Annotated in this window: 21 protein-coding genes; 12 read left to right on the forward strand and 9 right to left on the reverse strand. The window is 39.0% G+C overall.

Annotated features, from left to right (window positions below; all coding sequences use genetic code 11):
• Nucleotides 1-12: 12 nt before the first annotated feature.
• The 5 genes from CDC33_RS32110 to CDC33_RS32130 are packed head-to-tail and all read left to right on the forward strand — an operon-like array spanning nt 13 to nt 4,879.
• Nucleotides 13-573, forward strand: coding sequence for a hypothetical protein (locus tag CDC33_RS32110; RefSeq protein WP_109012361.1), 561 nt, complete (start codon nt 13-15; stop codon nt 571-573).
• Nucleotides 573-923, forward strand: a complete 351-nt coding sequence (locus tag CDC33_RS32115) for a hypothetical protein (RefSeq protein ID WP_109012362.1) — start codon at nt 573-575, stop codon at nt 921-923. The genes CDC33_RS32110 and CDC33_RS32115 overlap by 1 nt, the downstream gene beginning before the upstream one ends.
• Complete coding sequence (locus CDC33_RS32120) at nt 923-3,589, forward strand: hypothetical protein (RefSeq protein ID WP_109012363.1); 2,667 nt, start codon at nt 923-925, stop codon at nt 3,587-3,589. The genes CDC33_RS32115 and CDC33_RS32120 overlap by 1 nt, the downstream gene beginning before the upstream one ends.
• A 3-nt stretch (nt 3,590-3,592) precedes the next feature.
• Nucleotides 3,593-4,057: a hypothetical protein gene (locus CDC33_RS32125; protein WP_109012364.1), complete on the forward strand. Its 465-nt coding sequence runs from the start codon at nt 3,593-3,595 to the stop codon at nt 4,055-4,057.
• Nucleotides 4,058-4,063: 6 nt separating this feature from the next.
• A complete protein-coding gene (locus tag CDC33_RS32130) occupies nt 4,064-4,879 on the forward strand; it encodes a hypothetical protein (RefSeq protein ID WP_109012365.1) in 816 nt (271 codons plus the stop codon).
• Here CDC33_RS32130 and CDC33_RS32135 read toward each other — a convergent pair.
• A complete protein-coding gene (locus tag CDC33_RS32135) occupies nt 4,872-5,240 on the reverse strand; it encodes a hypothetical protein (RefSeq protein WP_109012366.1) in 369 nt (122 codons plus the stop codon). The genes CDC33_RS32130 and CDC33_RS32135 overlap by 8 nt on opposite strands.
• Nucleotides 5,241-5,393: 153 nt before the next feature.
• Between CDC33_RS32135 and CDC33_RS32140 the strand changes: the two genes are divergently transcribed.
• The 6 genes from CDC33_RS32140 (at nt 5,394) to CDC33_RS32165 (ending at nt 8,030) form a co-directional block, all read left to right on the forward strand.
• The gene (locus CDC33_RS32140; protein ID WP_109012367.1) at nt 5,394-5,948 is read left to right on the forward strand and encodes a hypothetical protein; all 555 of its coding nucleotides are present in this window, start codon (nt 5,394-5,396) and stop codon (nt 5,946-5,948) included.
• Nucleotides 5,949-5,950: 2 nt separating this feature from the next.
• Nucleotides 5,951-6,163: a hypothetical protein gene (locus tag CDC33_RS32145; RefSeq protein WP_109012368.1), complete on the forward strand. Its 213-nt coding sequence runs from the start codon at nt 5,951-5,953 to the stop codon at nt 6,161-6,163.
• The gene (locus CDC33_RS32150; RefSeq protein ID WP_109012369.1) at nt 6,164-6,670 is read left to right on the forward strand and encodes a hypothetical protein; all 507 of its coding nucleotides are present in this window, start codon (nt 6,164-6,166) and stop codon (nt 6,668-6,670) included.
• Nucleotides 6,670-7,323, forward strand: coding sequence for a hypothetical protein (locus CDC33_RS32155; protein ID WP_109012370.1), 654 nt, complete (start codon nt 6,670-6,672; stop codon nt 7,321-7,323). The genes CDC33_RS32150 and CDC33_RS32155 overlap by 1 nt, the downstream gene beginning before the upstream one ends.
• Complete coding sequence (locus CDC33_RS32160) at nt 7,320-7,601, forward strand: hypothetical protein (RefSeq protein ID WP_109012371.1); 282 nt, start codon at nt 7,320-7,322, stop codon at nt 7,599-7,601. Before CDC33_RS32155 ends, CDC33_RS32160 begins: the two co-directional genes overlap by 4 nt.
• A gap of 78 nt (nt 7,602-7,679) precedes the next feature.
• Nucleotides 7,680-8,030, forward strand: a complete 351-nt coding sequence (locus CDC33_RS32165; protein WP_109012372.1) for a hypothetical protein — start codon at nt 7,680-7,682, stop codon at nt 8,028-8,030.
• 29 nt (nt 8,031-8,059) lie between these two features.
• Here CDC33_RS32165 and CDC33_RS41435 read toward each other — a convergent pair whose 3' ends face one another.
• Together CDC33_RS41435 and CDC33_RS39340 are read right to left on the reverse strand one after the other, a co-directional pair.
• The gene (locus CDC33_RS41435; protein WP_280524441.1) at nt 8,060-8,182 is read right to left on the reverse strand and encodes a hypothetical protein; all 123 of its coding nucleotides are present in this window, start codon (nt 8,180-8,182) and stop codon (nt 8,060-8,062) included.
• A 97-nt stretch (nt 8,183-8,279) separates the two neighbouring features.
• On the reverse strand, nt 8,280-8,426 hold the full coding sequence (locus tag CDC33_RS39340) for a hypothetical protein (protein WP_181374199.1): 147 nt from the start codon (nt 8,424-8,426) through the stop codon (nt 8,280-8,282).
• 289 nt (nt 8,427-8,715) lie between these two features.
• Between CDC33_RS39340 and CDC33_RS32170 the strand changes: the two genes are divergently transcribed.
• Nucleotides 8,716-8,988 carry a response regulator gene (locus CDC33_RS32170; protein ID WP_369694377.1) on the forward strand — a complete coding sequence of 91 codons (273 nt, stop codon included), beginning with the start codon at nt 8,716-8,718 and terminating at the stop codon, nt 8,986-8,988.
• Between the two features lie 27 nt (nt 8,989-9,015).
• Here CDC33_RS32170 and aroF read toward each other — a convergent pair whose 3' ends face one another.
• The 6 genes from aroF to glyQ form a co-directional block, all read right to left on the reverse strand.
• Nucleotides 9,016-10,074 (reverse strand): 3-deoxy-7-phosphoheptulonate synthase, encoded by a 1,059-nt coding sequence (gene aroF, locus CDC33_RS32175; protein ID WP_109012373.1) that lies wholly within the window; start codon nt 10,072-10,074, stop codon nt 9,016-9,018.
• A gap of 275 nt (nt 10,075-10,349) precedes the next feature.
• Complete coding sequence (locus tag CDC33_RS32180) at nt 10,350-10,820, reverse strand: PAM68 family protein (RefSeq protein WP_109012374.1); 471 nt, start codon at nt 10,818-10,820, stop codon at nt 10,350-10,352.
• Between the two features lie 12 nt (nt 10,821-10,832).
• Nucleotides 10,833-11,102, reverse strand: a complete 270-nt coding sequence (rpsO, locus tag CDC33_RS32185; protein ID WP_041565894.1) for a 30S ribosomal protein S15 — start codon at nt 11,100-11,102, stop codon at nt 10,833-10,835.
• 466 nt (nt 11,103-11,568) lie between these two features.
• The gene (locus tag CDC33_RS32190; RefSeq protein WP_109012375.1) at nt 11,569-13,242 is read right to left on the reverse strand and encodes an alpha-amylase family glycosyl hydrolase; all 1,674 of its coding nucleotides are present in this window, start codon (nt 13,240-13,242) and stop codon (nt 11,569-11,571) included.
• 312 nt (nt 13,243-13,554) lie between these two features.
• Nucleotides 13,555-15,909: a ComEC/Rec2 family competence protein gene (locus CDC33_RS32195; RefSeq protein WP_109012376.1), complete on the reverse strand. Its 2,355-nt coding sequence runs from the start codon at nt 15,907-15,909 to the stop codon at nt 13,555-13,557.
• Between the two features lie 635 nt (nt 15,910-16,544).
• Nucleotides 16,545-17,431: glycine--tRNA ligase subunit alpha (gene glyQ / locus CDC33_RS32200; RefSeq protein WP_109012377.1), on the reverse strand; the 887-nt coding region annotated here is incomplete at its 5' end.

Genomic DNA, 17,431 nt, shown 5'->3' on the forward strand with positions numbered 1-17,431 from the left:
AATAATTCACTAATGGCAAAGCAGTGCTATCTTTTACTTTTTACTAATTGCGTTAACGCAAAAGGGCATAGTTATTACTGTGTTGATAGCGTTGGTAGCACCTCTGGATCTTGCGGCGTGGTACAGGTAATTAATGGCGTAAATACTGGCATTGGTGCAAAGGAATTAATTTTTATTCCTGTATCCTATGCAGGTGCATATCCCATTCCATCAGAATATTCTACGAGTTACGATAGTGGATACTATGGTTCTTGCTGTGATCCTCCAGTTTTTAATACTTACTGTCAAGGAGGCAAGCAAGCTAAGGTCACTGTATTAAAACTAGAATATATTTTCCAAAGTACTCCTATAAAAGTTTCGTGCAAGGGGACAACACTAAAAATTGAAGATAGTTCTGGTCGTACTAGAAGCGTAGGAGTGCCTAATTGCAGTAGTTATAAAGTTTCTTGCGATGATGATTGTCCTGAAGGTAGCCACAAATGCACTCACAAAAAATATCCAGGCTATTGTTGCATCCCATGCAAGGCAACGGGTGACAAGCTTAAGAATATTGCTAATAAAGTAGGTCGCTAATGGCAGAAGTTTGCAAAGATATCGACCAAGGACTAGCTGCTTTAAATCGTAAAATTGATGAGTTGAATAAACGATTACGAGATTTGGAACGGGAGCAGAAACGGTGTTGTGATGATAAAGATAAAAATAAAAATGATAATAAAAACAATAATGATTTAGAAAAACGTATAAAAGAATTAGAAAAAACTACAGAATTGCTCAAGAAAGGCATTATTGAAACTTTAAATAACTTTGCTGATATTGAAAATACAAACAGAGAATTTACTGAAGCATTCCAAGGTATGCACGATATAATAACGCCATTAATTGATACAGTTTCGGTAATTGCTGAATTTTTAGGGGGAGATTAATGGCTAGCTGGAACGGAGTACCCTTACCGACTTCCCCCTCTCCTAAAATTCCTAATTCAATTCCTCAAAATTTTAATTGGGATAGCTTTAAGGCTGACCCCAAAGGGACTTTTAACAAGTTCAAAGGAGCAAGAGAAACTCATAGATTAAATTGGAAAGGCTATCGCACAGCTAGCGCGAGTACTAAAAAAATTATTGCCTCATCTCCTAGCAAGAAATTTATTGCTGATGCTGGGAAGAGAATTAGGCAATTGAAGAAAGTAGCCGATACTACAAAGAAAGTAGCTGATGCCACCAAAAAAGCAACTGATTTAACTGAAAAAATACAAGCCGCACTTTTTAAAAATGTTCCTGGCAGCGCTATTTTAGATAAGGCTTCTCGCATTGGTGGCATTCTTGGGATTCTTGCAGCAATTGGAGCAGTAGCAATTCTCAAATTAAATGAATTCGTTAGTAGCCGCACTTTTGATAATCTAGATTCAATCAATAATGATTTAACAAAAACTAATCAACTAGCTGTACAAGCTGGATTAAAACTAAAAACTATTGATGCTAAAATTCAGAAATTTGGACGGGAGTTAGATGCTAATGCTAAAGATTATTATCGTTTAAATAAGCAACAAGAAAGTTTTGGGAAAGATTTAGTAGAAGCTAAGAAAAAAGCTAATGATTCTCTGTACGAAACTCGTGAAGGCAGAAAGATACTTGAAAGTAAAATAACCGAAGCTAAAAAGCAAGCTAATGATTCTCTGTATGAAACTCGTGAAGGTAGAAAAATACTTGAAGGCAAAATTACAGAGCAGCGTACAAGTTTTGAAGCCAAAATTCAACAGGTTAACGCCCAAATTGCAAAATTCACCAGTGGAGTATCAGATAACTTTCAAAAAACCGTTAACGCCACAATTTCAAAGATTCAATCTGACCTAGCAGCAACACGGGCTAAGGTTGACGCAATTCGCCCAGCAACCCCAACAGATACAGCAGCTATTAATGCTAATGCAGTTGCAGCCGCTAGAGCAATTGTCAATCCATTACAATTTCAAATTGGGCAATTAGCTGGTACAGTTGGTAGCTTGCAAGGGCAAGCGGCACAAATCCCAATCCTCGCTAATTCAATTGGGAGTTTAGCGCAAAATCTTAATACTGTAAATGCTAAGGCTGATGCAGCGATGAACGAGGCACGTAATAAAGGTGTGCCGAATCTCGCACCAATTCAACAGCAATTAGATGATAAATTTAATAGATTTGTTGCTGACAATAATAAAGCACTAGGAATTGTTGGAATTAATCAATCAAATTTAGCAAAAGAATTTGACAATAAATTAGCTGAATTTAATCGTCAAAGTAATCTAACTGCTGACCAACGGTTTAACGAATTTAAAAGAGAAAACGATAAAGCACTAGGAATTGTTGGAATCAATCAATCAAATTTAGCAAAAGAGTTTGATGCAAAACTGACTAATTTTCAACGCCAAAGTAACCTAACTGCTGACCAAAGGTTTGAAGAATTTCAAAAACAAAATAAAGCTGACTTAGGATTAATAAAAAGTAGTCTAACAACAACACAATCTGATGTTGGGAAGTTAGATACAAAAATCAAGGAACAAGCAAAAGTGAATGAACAAGCTTTACCAAAACTTGACCAAATAGTAACAATACTAGGTTTAATTCCAGCTAGAGCCGCTTCCGCTATTCGCCCGGATATTCCTACAATCCCCCAAATAGAAGGCGCAGCTGCCACAGGAACTTGTCGCACTCTTCAGCCTGGGGGCTGTATGCGTAAAGCTTTTGATGCTAATGCTGATGGAATTACAAATAATAATAATAAAAATGCTGGCAATATTTTAGATGCTATCAATACAGGTGCTAACGCTGCACTGCTTCAAGGGCAACAAACAATTCTTGCAAGATTGGGTGATCAGCTTCCTGGTGGTATTGGTGGAAAGCTATCGCGCTTTGCTCAATGGGCACATTTAGACCGAGCATTAAATATTATGAATTTTGCCGCAAACGTTCATAATGCAGCAATGCTTTCTAATAATTTGGGGCAAACTTTATTAAGCGTAATTGGTAATATTTTGAGTATAATCGGCTTAAAAGATGCCGAGGGGCAAGCTTTTGATATTGGTAGTATTATTAGTAAAAGTATTGAAGGAATAATCAAAGGTGCAATTGGAGAAAAAAATTATAAAATACTTGATAGCAATTGGAAACGAGCAAATCGTATTTATCAAGCAACTGCAAATATTTTAAACTCGATTCAATCAATTGGAGCATCTATTCTTAATGCTCTTGAAATCATAGGCGAATGGAACGCAAGAGTAGCTAATGCTTTAAAAGCCTTTGGCGTAGTGGGAGAAAGAGCTTATGCGTGGTTTAATCCAAATATTAATTTCCAGAATAAATACTTTACTGCTTTAGAAAACGCTACTAATGTCGTATCTCAAGTTGACCAAGTAGCAAGCGAGGTTTTGTCCATTAAAGAAACTGTAGGACAATTAAAAGACCAGAAAAAAGAACTTGATGAATCTTTAAAACAGACCGATAATAGTAAACAAAAACCAGAGAGTTCAGAAGCTACAAAAATAAAAGCAGCAGCAGAAGCTAGCAAACTGGTTAGTGTTGGCACTGAATTAAATCAATCTGATAAAAACCCTGATGATTAAAATATGGTAGCTACTTTCCCAGAAACACCAACAGCACAACCAAAATTTTTAACGCCTCTAATTAATATTACTGTCAACACTTTTTTAGCTTCTAATCCTGTTTCAACTGGTAATATTGCAAGCCAAACCACAAGGACTTGCAATATTACTATTAACGTTGACAACTTATCTCGATCGCTTGCTATAGCGGCTTTTAATCGTATTTTTAACTACGCTCAATCTTTAGCTAATAATGATTTAAATCCTTCCGCTTCAGCAAATCAAAACCCCATTAACCCAACAGACCCAGGAAATGTTTTTAGTCCTACGGGAATTTGTAATATTACTGTAGATAAATCTGGAGATGTGCCTATAGTAAAACTGACTTTACAGGCTTCCAATTTGAGAATTGATTATATGGATGAATATTTTGCGACTACTCTAAATTATTTAACTTTAGCTATTACTAATGATTTAAATCCAGGGTAAAACTATATGCCTCTGCCAGAAGGGTTTAACGAATTTGAACATTTACAAGATTTGATAAGAAGGGAGCATAATAAGTTTGTCCGTGAATATTTTAAAAACGAACTTGATGATGATATCTCCACACCAAGAGCAAGTCTAAAACATGCTTGCTTAATAAAAGATGAAGATACCGCAGCCATGACTGAGATGAGGCAGTGGTTGTTTGAAATTACCTGCCGACACGCCCAAAGCTTACAACCTGCAATTTATGGTATTCCTGTTAGTACCTACCATGATTCTATAGCTTTTTATCCTCAAGTCATGTTGTATTTTCTAGAAGATTTGCAAAACGTTGAGGAAGGTTATCAACCAGTTGATGCAGAAATCAGCTTTCGATTAATGCATGAAACAAGCGCAACTTACACACCTGTAAAAGCAAAAGCCTTGGCTACTAGAATTAAATCTGCTTTGTCTTCTGGCAATGGGTTTGTATGGAAAAAAGGAAGAGAAAAATGGATTTATCAAGACAACTCAAAGGGCTATGATTTTAGGCTTTTAGCTTGGAATGAAGCAGAAGCTAAAAAAGTGATTGAGCAAGTATTAGACATTCAATCGCATTCCCCAGATTGGAATTTATTAAGCGTAGCTACAAAGAAAAAACAATACACTACCGTGCCAGGTACACACGAAGTTTACGGTAAGTCGCGGCGCAAACCTCGTGACCGTCCAATTGCTTTTGTTCGCTTTAGATACGCAGAATTAAAACTGCACGGGCTATTTAACGATATTACCCTGATAGACCGTACAGGTTTTAGGAGTAATCCAATAATTCCAGCTAGATAGTCGTACCGACTACTTCTGAAGCAGAAGCAACAACGACAGCAGCTTGAATAACTCCAGTTTGGGTAATTGCCCCATTAATTACAGTTCCGTTACTGGTAGAAGGCGGGAAAGCGCTTAATTTTTCGCCTACAGCTTGCGTTTCATTAATTGAGATTTGAGCCTCTGCGGCTGCTTCTCTCAAACGCATAAGAAACTTAACAACTCCATTACTTCCTAAATTCCCAGCAACAGACCCATTAACAGTAGAAACACTGATTAAAACGCCAATATTTCCTAACGTATCCTCGCCTAGAAAAATTTGCCCTGTTTCTCCTAATGCTTCGCTTAATTGCTGCCAAGTCAAATCATTGATTACTGCCATATTAATAATTTCCAGTTAAGTGTTTTTACCGTAGCATCTTGTTCTGGCTTTTTAGATTGCTTCCACAAGTATACTTCTGGGAGTAACTGAACCCCTTCTTTTTTGATGCTACAAATGAAGAACCTTTTTAATTACATAACAACCTTATAAAACATGGCAAGAATCCCATCTGTAGCATCTCTTCAACGTCGCACGAACGAACTTAAAGCAAGAGAGACAGCCCTAAAAGCCAGACAACAAGCAGCGCCAAAAGTAGGAACAGGACAAGCTCGACCAACTCAAACTGCAAAATATAAGTCAATATTTACAACAGAAGACTTTACTGTTAACGTGCCAAATGCAGGGCTTACATTCTTTGGCGGGCTTGGAGCTTTAGGTTTGGCGGCTCCAGATACTTCTCAAAAGCTCCCCAGAGGATTCAAGGCTGCTAAGATTACAGCGACTCGTGGACGGTCAAAAGGCGCTGAAAAAACCTCTAGTTTAAGTGGAAGAAAATATTTAAAATATAGCATTGATGCTAGTGGAGGAACACAAAGCACTTTCTCTGCCCCTATTAGTGCTGATACTTTAGCAGCTTTGAAAACTAAATTCCAAGCAATTATAACAGCTAAAAAAGATGATATCGGGGAATATGGCAGAATAAGCTTTGAACCAGAAAGACCCTTATTTAGTGCATCTGGGGTAGGTGGTGGAGGTGCTGGCAGTTAATTATGAGCCTTGATACTCCCATCATAATTACTCATGATTTATCACTAGAGGAACTTGAGTTAGAAATAGATAAGCTTTTCTTGAGGCAACAAACAAAGCAAGCTTGGCTAAATAGTGAAGTTTCTACTAGTGATTTTCTTGATTTATTAGACCAGCAAGGGTTTGACATTGAAGATTTAGTAAATGTTTGGGAAACAGGTATTAAGTTAATTTAAATGACTCTAAATCTAGATTTATCAGGAACTAATAAATGGGATAGGATTTTTTATCAACCTTTTCAAGGGAACCCAGAAAACAAAAAAATTAGAGCGCCACTCATAGAGCCTTTTGAATTTCCTTTCATTCTCCAAAATCACGTATTAGCTATTATGGTCAGTTCCAGCGCTGCTAAACCACGTTGGCGCACTTCTGGACATTTAATACAAACTTACCCTAGCGTTATTACAGGAGGAAAAATATTATTATCTGAAAGCCCTTCTTCTGGTGTCGATGCAGCTAAAAAACAAGTAGGAATTAATACCATTGAGTTAGTTGTTTTCCCAAAACTTGCAAATCAATATTATCTTTGGTTTGATTTCGTACCGTGGCTACTCTTTGCTACGCTTGGCTTGTGGCAGTTTGCCGGGAATCAATTTGATGCTACGCAAGAGGTATTGGAAACGATAAAAATTGATATATTACGTGTCGAAGCTAAAGTCGATGATATTTCAAGCTATCAATAATGTGGTCAAGTTTAGGGATATTTTCAGTTGAAGAACATTGGAAATTAACAACAACTACGAAAGCAGAATTAATTAGAATAACTCATTTGTCAGTGCCAATTAGACAGGATTATGTCAAGGCTGTTATTGCACAAGGTTTTCAGGAGGATGCTATTATCTCAATCTCTACGCCTCAACGGTTGACATGTCGGCAAGAAAAAGAGATTTTTAGCTTTCCAAATCTTGATAATTTAGAGAAAAGAATTGTATTCAGACGATTAGATAAAGCTAACGAAATAATTTTGAAGATAAAAGTAGAGGAAAAAAATATGTTAATTAGTTCTAACAAAACTCAGATTACTACTGCCCAAGCTTTACCCGATATATCTTTAACAAATACTAAGAAAACGATAGTCTTAGAGAAAACTGATGCCAGTCGGAGAAATTATTTAATAAGTAATTTGGGGGCAGCAACGGCTTATTTTAAATATGTTCCTTTGGGAGTAGATCCAACGGTGACTACTCTTATTGTTTCCTCAACTGATTACGATTTCGCATTAGCTTCTGGCGATAAATGGCTAGATAGTACTTTATCCCAAAATGGTGTAATAGGAATTACTGCTAATGCTTTATCAACTGCCAAAATAAAAGCTGTTGAATATGTTTACTTATGAAACTTCCTAATGACCCATTAGTGATTATCACTTTTGTTCTTGCACTAGGGGGTCACGTAACCTGGGGAATAGTTTTTTTTACAAATTCTATTAAGCGGCGATACGCTGCTGAAAGAGATTTTAATCATTTGAAAAATAATCAGAAACAAATAACAGACAATATTGCGTTTGGATTTAGGGAGATTGATGAGCGGTTTGACCGAACCGACCGAGATTTACTAGAGATTAAAGCTTACTTAATTGGTAAGGGTATTATTGGAAAACAGCATGAGCAATAATTAGAAGAATTAGAGAAAACCCTGATTCAATATCAAGGTTTTCCATGCATATTAGATTGAGTCTACCAAAACTCAATTATGCAAGTCTTTATTTTAACTGCTTGGCTAGCCTTAATGATAGGTATGCTAGCTTTAGCTATAAAATCAATCCAAACAAATAAGCAAGCAGGGCAAACTAGGCTAGAAAGGTTACGCAATGCATATCGGAATTTACAAAAATATAAAACTCATTCTCAGGTTTCGCGTTTAGCTCATACTAGTCCTGGCTATGCTGGTTTGTGGCATCAGCTTTTACTAAGAGTTAATTTTGATATAGCCCTTGCAGAAAAATTAGTTAAACAGTTACGCCTAAAATATCCTGGGAAACCAGACCGATGGTATATAGGTAAAGCAATTTGGGATATAGAAAAAGAGTGCAACCGCCATTAGTCAAAATCTCCATTTCGTCTCATTTAGCCTCAATCGGGATATTCTCGCGGGTCTTGATAATCAAGGTCGTATTCTGGTTCTGGCAATGGTTCTTTATCAATCCAAAACAACAAAGGATCTGAGAAGATATGCCCACATCCACAGTAGAACAATATTCTTACTCCGTCGATTTCATCAAAGTCTCGCCTTTTGTATTGAGAAGATGAACACTTGGGGCAACCATACTATTGCTGCGGCATTGCAAAATTCCTATTTTGTCTCTAACTCTTCCTTAGTTTTTTCTAATTCCTCGACTCTAGATTCTAATTTTTCTAGCCGTTCTAATAGCGCTAGCAGTAAATTTTGATTTTTTTCCGATAGCTCGGAAACGTCGATCGCCTCTCGATTAATCTCCATAATTCCGTTTTCGTCACATGTGGGCTGTATTGCCTATAATATCGTTCACAGTGAGTAGCATTTGAGTAGCGCGATCGCAACCAGCGATCGCTAAAAATCAGAGTAAAAATGGGGTCTTTGAGTAGCGATTGAGTAGAAAACCTTAGAGCATAACTTGAAAAGCTTACAGAGCAAGGTCTTTTGGCACTACCCACGCAAGTACAATAAAAAAAATTTGCTATCAATTGAATAAAAGTTAATTTTTTGGGATAGGTATTTTGCCCGTCCTTTTTTTATTGCCCACCGTAGCATGACGAATCAACCCAAAGTCATTTTGCTGGATTTGAAACTGCCAAGAGTAAGTGGATTAGAAGTTTTACGGCAACTCAAGTCTGACCCACGCACACAAATGATTCCGATTGTGGTACTGACCTCTTCTGCTGAAGACCAGGATATGATCAAGAGTTACCAGCTTGGGGTGAATAGCTACATCATCAAACCTGTTGATTTTGAACAATTTAACCAAGCAGTGCAACAGCTTGGTTTTTATTGGGTTTTATTCAACCGATCGCCAGTTTCTTAAATCAATAAATGCAGTTGTAACTTAATTCTAAGTCAGAGCTACTGCTGGTTGCTGCCAGCGTCCCACCGCCTTACCAATCACTGCTAATTCTTGCATCAAGTTATCGAAACGGTCTGGTGTCAGAGATTGGGGGCCGTCCGATAAGGCTTTGGCAGGATTGGGGTGAACCTCTATCATCAGGGAATCTGTGCCAGCTGCGATCGCAGCCATCGCCATTGAAGGCACAAACTCAGACCAACCTACGCCGTGGCTGGGGTCAATCATAATTGGCAGGTGAGTCAGTTTTCGTAACACTGGCACTACTGATAAATCCAACGTATTGCGCGTATACTGGCGGTCAAAGGTGCGTATTCCCCTTTCACACAAAATTACATTGGCATTGCCAGATGCCAGAATATACTCGGCTGCCATCAACCAATCTTCAATAGTAGCCGCCATTCCCCGCTTCAACAGAACTGGTTTCGGCTGCGCTCCCACTTTTTTGAGCAAGGAGAAATTCTGCATATTCCTGGCTCCCACCTGGATTACATCAGCAATTTCGGCAATTTTATCTAGGTCGGCAGCATCCATTACTTCTGTAATAATACCTAGTCCACTCGCTTCCCGCGCCCTTGCTAACAAATCCAAAGCACTCTCGCCGTGTCCTTGGAAGGCGTAAGGTGAAGTCCGAGGTTTGTATGCGCCGCCGCGCAAAAAGGTAGCTCCAGCCGTCTTGACGCGCCGCGCTGTCTCCACAATCATTTCTTCATTTTCTACGGAGCATGGCCCGGCAACGACTACTAAAGGCTGGTGTTCACCAAATACCACCGCTCCATTGGGAGTATTAACTACCACTTCCGAAGCTTCGCCGTGGCGGTACTGACGGCTGGCTCGTTTGTAAGGCTGCTCTACCCGCAACACCTGCTCAATCCAAGGACTAAGTTCCTGAATTTGTAGTGGATCTAAGCTGGCAGTTTCACCTACTAAACCAATAACTACTTTGTGTTGACCAACAATTTTTTCTGGAGTTAGCCCCCAGCTAGTTAGTTCCTCATCAATGCGGTTTATTTCCGCCTCTGGGGAACCACTTTTCATTACTATAATCATGTGAAAGTTCCTGATTATTAATTGAGTAAAATTTTCTGTAAATAGACTAGCTAGCTTTATTGTTGCTTATTAGCCTAATTACAAAAAGTTAAAAATAAAATTTATTTACAAAATATAGCGCCCAGTCAGCAATTTTACTGCTAAATAACTGAACATAGGGTATAAAAAGATAACATAATTTAAATTAGCAATGTTGAAGTTATAAAATTTCAACTTCAACATTCACTTCTTCATCTACCCAATACCGCAGTTATCTAATACCTGAGCGCCGATAATTATGAGTTTTTTTGCCGAGTTTCGCGCCAAACAGCCACCATTCGTCCCCAATTGGTGTTGAACTCACCCAAACCCAACAAACTTCCGACTCTTTCTTCATCCCAAGAGGCAGAAAGAACGCCATAAGTTATCCCTAAAACTCCCAAACCAAATAATCCCATGTTCACCAATAACACGGCTATGGGAGGTAGTTGGATGTTGAAGTAGCTAGCAAGCAGATAGCTAACAACTAAGGCGCTAATGCCCAAAGCTGTTGGTACACCACAGAATCCAGCTACCCGTCGGATCATCCGCTGGCTGACTACCTGGGGAATAGCCATCTCTTCTTTGGTGTAAGGCCGTTTTCTATCAGCCTGTTTGCTAGATTCTTGTGGCTGTGCTGCTGGTTTACTTTGAGTTTTTGTGGGTTTTTGGCGCTTTTTTTTCGGTTCAAAGGGTAAGCGACTGCGTTCAGATTCTTCAGCAGACATAAGCTGTAATCCCTATCCACGAATACCGAGGCGAGCAATCAAAGCTTGATATTTTTCCCGGCTTTCTTGTGATATGTAAGCTAGAAGACGCTTGCGCTGACCAATTAGCTTCAACAGTCCCCGCCGGGAAGAATGGTCTTTTTTATTTGCCTGGAGATGTTCGCTGAGGCGGTTAATGCGCTCAGTTAGCATGGCAACTTGGACATCGGCCGACCCAGTGTCGGTTTCGTGAACTTGGTAGTTGGAAATTATTTCTTGTTTCCGCAGTTGCGTCAGAGCCATGATCGATTTAATTTCTAGTTTTTCTAAATGTATGTAGCAGTCTCCTATAATATCACAGCCATCAAGGTGGATGTAGAATCATCTTTGCTCCTACGCTTTGCACTCTAGGAGACTAAGTAAGTCAAAAGCCAGACTCCAGTATCCTCTGCTAGTAGACGCCCTACCAAATCGTATTTGCATTCCTTTAAAGATGAATCACGTCTTTTGCAAGGACAGGTTCTAAAAGATACTCAAAATTGGCTTGAGAAAAGAAAAATAGTTATAGGTTTGTAGTTTGGACTAAAGCGCAAACAATGAACAATCCCTAACTATCAATCATTTCTTCACAGACTACAACCAATACGGTTCGGTTAAAGGGGAAAGGGAAAAGGGACTCATGTTTTGAATACATCCTTTACCCTTTACCCCTTACCCTTTTCCCAGACCACAAGGAAAGTGAAAAATGCTTATCCGAACCGTATTGAGACTACAACGCATCAATAAATATCTTGGCTGTATAGCTTGGCAAATCAGTAACTAAACCATCTTCTTTAACTTCAACTTCATGATTATCGAAGTAATCTTGCCAACACTCAGCAGTTGGGAAGTTTTGAATTTGATATCTAGTTAGATTCTGGTCGGAGAAATTTACTACAACAACCACACGAGAATTCTGCTCATTCCATCGGGTATAAGCCAGCACTTTATCATCGAGATTTTCGTGGAAAAATTCGATATTATCACTTTGCAAGGCTAGATTCTGCTTGCGTAGAGCAATGAGTTTTTGATAATACTTAAATAAATTATGATTCTGGTCGCCTGATAACAAAGACCAATTAATTTTTTGTGGCTTGGTTACATCTTCGCTTTTTTGCTGATATTCGCCAAACTCTTCTCCCATCCACAGCATTGGTATACCCAAAGCTGTCATTAAGAGAACGGCTGCTAACTTCGCTCGCTTAAATGCCTCCGCGTCAAAGATACCGCGATCGCCTAATTCTCGCAATAAACGTTCGCGATCGTGGGTTGCCAAATAATTTATCACATTGGTAGCAGTTGCATAACCCTGCTGTCTAGGATCTAAAATTTGCTTTAGTTGTTTTAACTCAAATGCTTCTCCACAAATATATGGAACTATAAAGTACCGAAAACTCTCATGCCAACAAGCGTCTAATGGACCATCTGGCTGGACTACAGCTTTTGTATCAGGAATATGTTCAGCAATATTGTAAAACTGCTTGGGTGCAGCATGGTTTTTTCCTTGCTTCGCCAGCCAGTCTAAAAATTCAAAGTTAGCCAATTGGCGCACCGCATCAAAGCGGATTCCATCAATGTGATACTCCTGAATCCAAAATTGCACTACATCCCCGACGTATTTCCATGCAGGTTTAACATCTAATTTCTCATCATAATTATCATAGTTAAACTCTGGCCCCCAGTAATTATCTGGATCTTCAGGATAATGCATGTGTTCGTAATACCAGTAATTCCGGTCAATCAGCATTAACGGGCATTCTTCATCTGTGTGGTTATAAATTCCATCCATAAAAACGCGAATGCCTCTAGCATGACACTCATCTATTAATCGCTTTAAATCTTCTGTTGAACCATAACTAGATTCTGTAGCAAAGAAGTGGCGCACTTTATAGCCCCAGTTATAGTTACCAGGGTACTCATTAACTGGCATTAATTCAATTGCATTAACTCCCAATTCAACCAGATAATCTAACTTGGCAATTATTCCTAAATACTTACCTCGTTTATCAAACCCAACTTCATCACCAGAAAAATCTGCAACGTGCATTTCATATATGACTAATTCACGATTTTCAGGCAATGGTTTTTCGTTGTGTTGCCAAACATAAGTGTCAATAATGCGTTGCCCATTTCTAATTCGCACTATGCTGTACTTTTCTGTTTCATTAACATCTGTTGCTTTAGGGTCAATAACATTTACCCATTCATTAAATGCAAAATTAGGACTTTTACTTTGAATGCGAAATTTATATTGATAAATTCCATCTTCCAATTTTACTTGAGTGCGGAAATAACCATCTTCACTTTTTACCATTGGGATTTCTTTCCACTCAGAAAAAGACCCAATTAAAGCTGCTCTTTCATTACGAGGAGCAAATAATGTAAAATCAATTAAACTTCCCATTTCCTATATCTTTCTGTAGTAGTCTGTATCATTAAGTATGATAATACAAACATGAAGTAAGTGGGTAAGAATAAATTAAACTATGTTAAACTGACTAGATTCTCTTGTAGCAATATCTTCAGTGTTTACTACAAATCTTAAATTATTCATAACCACTTACTTTCCCAAACATACGGTTAGCACCGACTCGGTAAATTAACCTTTTTCGACCTTTTGAGAGGTTACTTACTTCAGACTGGCTATACATCTATCTTTAGTAAGTTTTGCTTAAAAACAAATATTGTGCTTTTGAATTTGCTTATTTCGGAGTTGTTATAAGACAGAAGACTTATTTTCTGTAGCTTCAATAAATGCCTCAAAATCACCGTTAGGTGTCCATTGAATAGCCCCATCTCGTCCTGTAAAAAATAGTTTGGTTTGGCTTTGATTCAATTCAGATAAAGCTTTTGTATCAAAGTTGGCAGAAGAAGCGATCGCTACTTGTGGTTGCAGAGCAATTACTAAATCTTTTAATGACTGAGGGGTACACCATAATACTTGTGGACGAGGTAAACTACCACTCTTAACTAGTTGCTGTACTTCTTTAGACTTGATATTGCCTACTAATAACCAATTTTGATCTAGAATTTGCAATTGTAAAATAGGTAGTTGATCATTAATTAATTGCGCCACTATTGAACCCGTTTTCACCGCTTGACCAACTGCTAACGGTTGGTAAGATCCTTGATATTTTTGTAGTTCTTGTTGAATTGCTAGAGTCGCAATAGAATTTTCTGGTTTGGGGGAATAGTCATAAAAATTCTTAATAGGTAAACGTTGCAGTAATTCCAACCAAGCATTACTTTCATTACCTTGGAAATCAGTTGCGATCGCCCAATTAATTTGATTTACACCCTGCTGTTGCAAAAACGGTAAAATTGTAAAACGTCCTGTCCCTTCATCGCCACTATTAATTACAGTTACAGTACCTCTATCTTGAACAACTACAATTGGTTCCGTACCAGACTCTAATACTGTTATCCTAAACAATGTATTTGTAGAATGCCAAAGAGGGATGAATATTAAACCAATGGCAATCACATTAGCAAACCACCACCGCTTCTGCCACCAAGGAACTAGCCAAACTAATAGAATCAGTGTATAAATCGCCAGAAGTTGCCAAGTAGATATACTGCCCACAGCAACAGAATTTCCTGGCAGTTCGCTAAAAAACTCCACTAATTTAATTAGCCAATCAGTCGGGTAATGCAACACCGCAGCTAAAAAGCTTCCAGCCTGAGTCCAAATTAAACCCACTAAGGCACTGATGATTCCACCTATACTAATTATCGAAATTAATGGAGTACTAACCACATTCAGCAACAAACTATAAGATGGTACAACTCCAAAGACAAAAAGTTGCACAGGTAAAGTCCAAATAGTAGCAGCTAAAGGAACAGCAATCAAAGCAGCGATCGCAGGTGGTAACCATGCTAGGCGATTGACTAATGCGGGTACTGTTACGATTAATCCCAGTGTTGCTAAAAAACTCAATTGAAAGCCTAAATCCCAAATCCATAAAGGATTAAACACTAATAATAAAGTCGCTGCTAATAGTAATGAGCCGAACTGTTTTACTTTTCTTTTTAATAGCAAACCAACTAATGCCGCGAAACCCATAATTACGGCTCTAAGAACCGCAGGTTGAAAACCTGTTAAACTCAGAAAAATGATTAAAGCTAAAAAGCCAAGGGTAAATTGCGTTCCTTTACTTGCCCGCCTCGTTAGCTGTAAAATCACACTTAAAATCAAAGAAGTTTGGAACCCAGAAGCTGCTAAAGCGTGAGCTAATCCTGCTTGTACAAATAAGTCGCGGATATCGTAGGGTAAATCAACAGCTTTGCTTCCCAACACCATAGCACTGACAAGAGGCCCTTCTGGGATACCCAACCAACGAACTTGCGATCGCACAATTCGCTCCTGAATTTGCCACCATCCCCATTTACGTTCTTGTTCTAAAACATTTATTTGTCGCCCAATCAAACCAGCAAAGGTTCCTTCCTGCTTGAGAAACTTCTGAAAATCGAAACCACCAGGATTTGAAGCCGCCTTTGGTTTGTACAAAATCCCAGTCACAGCAATTTGTTGACTAGGGTATAACCCAGTAGCCTGAAGTATAGGCACTGTCACATACAATTTACCTGTAACCCCTTTTGGCACACCTGCTGAACCTTTGTCATTTTTGACTTCATCTAGCTGAGTCGCTTCCAGCCAAAATTGTCCACGTTGACTGCGAGTTAAGCGGGGATTACTCGCCACTTCGCCACGAACAATTACAAGTTGTTCTTGATTACTGCTATTTCCAGGCGGAACAAACTGACTAATATCTTTTGCACCTGGTTGCGGTACTCGCCATTGAAAATATAGAGTTGCCAACAATCCCACTAAACCAGCAGCTATCCATATTCGAGGATGGGGGTTAGTTTGCCACATATTAGGCACTGCCTTATTTTTGCTTCCAACCTTTTCTGGTTTCTGAGCAATTTCCCGTGAACTGGTGCGTCTTCTAAAAAGAATTGCTCCCACTATCCCCAGAACTAAAATCCACACACCACCCCAAGGAACTGCTGTAAACAACAACCCAAAAATGTAGCCAAGACAAATAATTACACCACTGGTTTGAATCATAAAATTTTTGTAAAAGCACCTGACAACCCAAATTTGCGGCTGACTTAAAAATAGCTAGGGCAACAATATAGAAAAATCGGCATTGCTGAATTTGGCTATGAAATTCAAAAATAAAATATTCCAAACTCTTATTATCTGCGCTTGGAGCGCCTATGCGTGAGTTTTTCATCTCTTTAGTCAGCAACAGCGAAAAAATTTTATCTTTGCGGTGAAATACAGTCCATCAAGTTTACACAAAAAAACCCGCACAGGCGGGCTTTATCTTGTAGCTTTAGTGTTCTAGACTGTATTTTTGTCCTTTAGCAAAAGCCGCATCATAAAGATATAGCTAGCTTAAGCCTTAGCAGAGCATGGATAATTGGCAAAACTCTATGTACCTACCCTGCGGGAAAGCGAAGCGCGTATGCTTTACTTTGCGTTCCTCTGCTTTTAAATCAGTTATCAGTTATCAGTTATCAGTTATCAGGCGTATGGTGGGGGATTTAGACCCGCCACCAACGCATTCCACCTGGAGGTGGGGGACTTAAACCCAGGGATAAATAGATCACTGATAACTGTTTACTGTTCACTGTTCACTGTTAAAACCTTACGTTTTTATACAAAACTGTACTTGGTTTGAGTAGCCACACCCTTGATCATATTGGGCTTCCTGTTGAACTTACAGCATCTTTGAGTAACGGAAAACCCAACTTCTCCCTTTGCTCAACATATAAATGAGCTACCTTCCTAGCCAAATGCCGAATCCTAGCAATATAGCGGGTTCTCTCCGTCACCGAAATCACACCTCTAGCATCCAGCAGATTGAACGTGTGCGAACACTTCATTACATAATCTAAGCTAGGCAAGACCAATCCTCGCTCCGTCAACTGGGTAGCTTCCTGCTCATACAAATTAAATAGTGTCAGTAGCAACTCAGGATTCGACGCTTCAAAGTTATATGTACACTGCTCAATCTCACTTTGCAGGAAAACATCACCATAAGTAATGTTGTCTGTCCACTGAATCTTAGTAAATGCTTCTACTTGCTGGAGATACATTGTTAGACGCTCTAATCCGTATGTAATCTCAATCGACACCGGACGACAATCAATTCCCCCACACTGTTGAAAATAAGTAAATTGAGTAACTTCCATTCCATCTAACCATACTTCCCAGCCAGTGCCCCAAGCTCCCACCGTCGCATCTTCCCAGTTATCCTCCACAAACCGAATATCGTGGTCTTCAGGACGAATACCTAAAGCCCTTAACGAATCAAGATAAATCTCTTGAATATTATCTGGCGACGGCTTAATCAGAACTTGGTACTGATAATAGTGTTGGAAGCGATTGGGGTTTTCACCATAGCGTCCATCTGTAGGGCGACGACAAGGTTCAACGTAAGCAACAGCCCACGGTTCCGGCCCCAATGCTCTCAAAAATGTGTGTGGATTCTTAGTACCAGCGCCCTTCTCTATATCGTATGGCTGGGCGATGAGACAAGCGCGATCGCCCCAGAACTGATGCAATAAAGCTATTACAGACT

Origin of the sequence: Nostoc commune NIES-4072 (genome assembly GCF_003113895.1) — a bacterium.
Lineage (GTDB): Bacteria > Cyanobacteriota > Cyanobacteriia > Cyanobacteriales > Nostocaceae > Nostoc > Nostoc commune.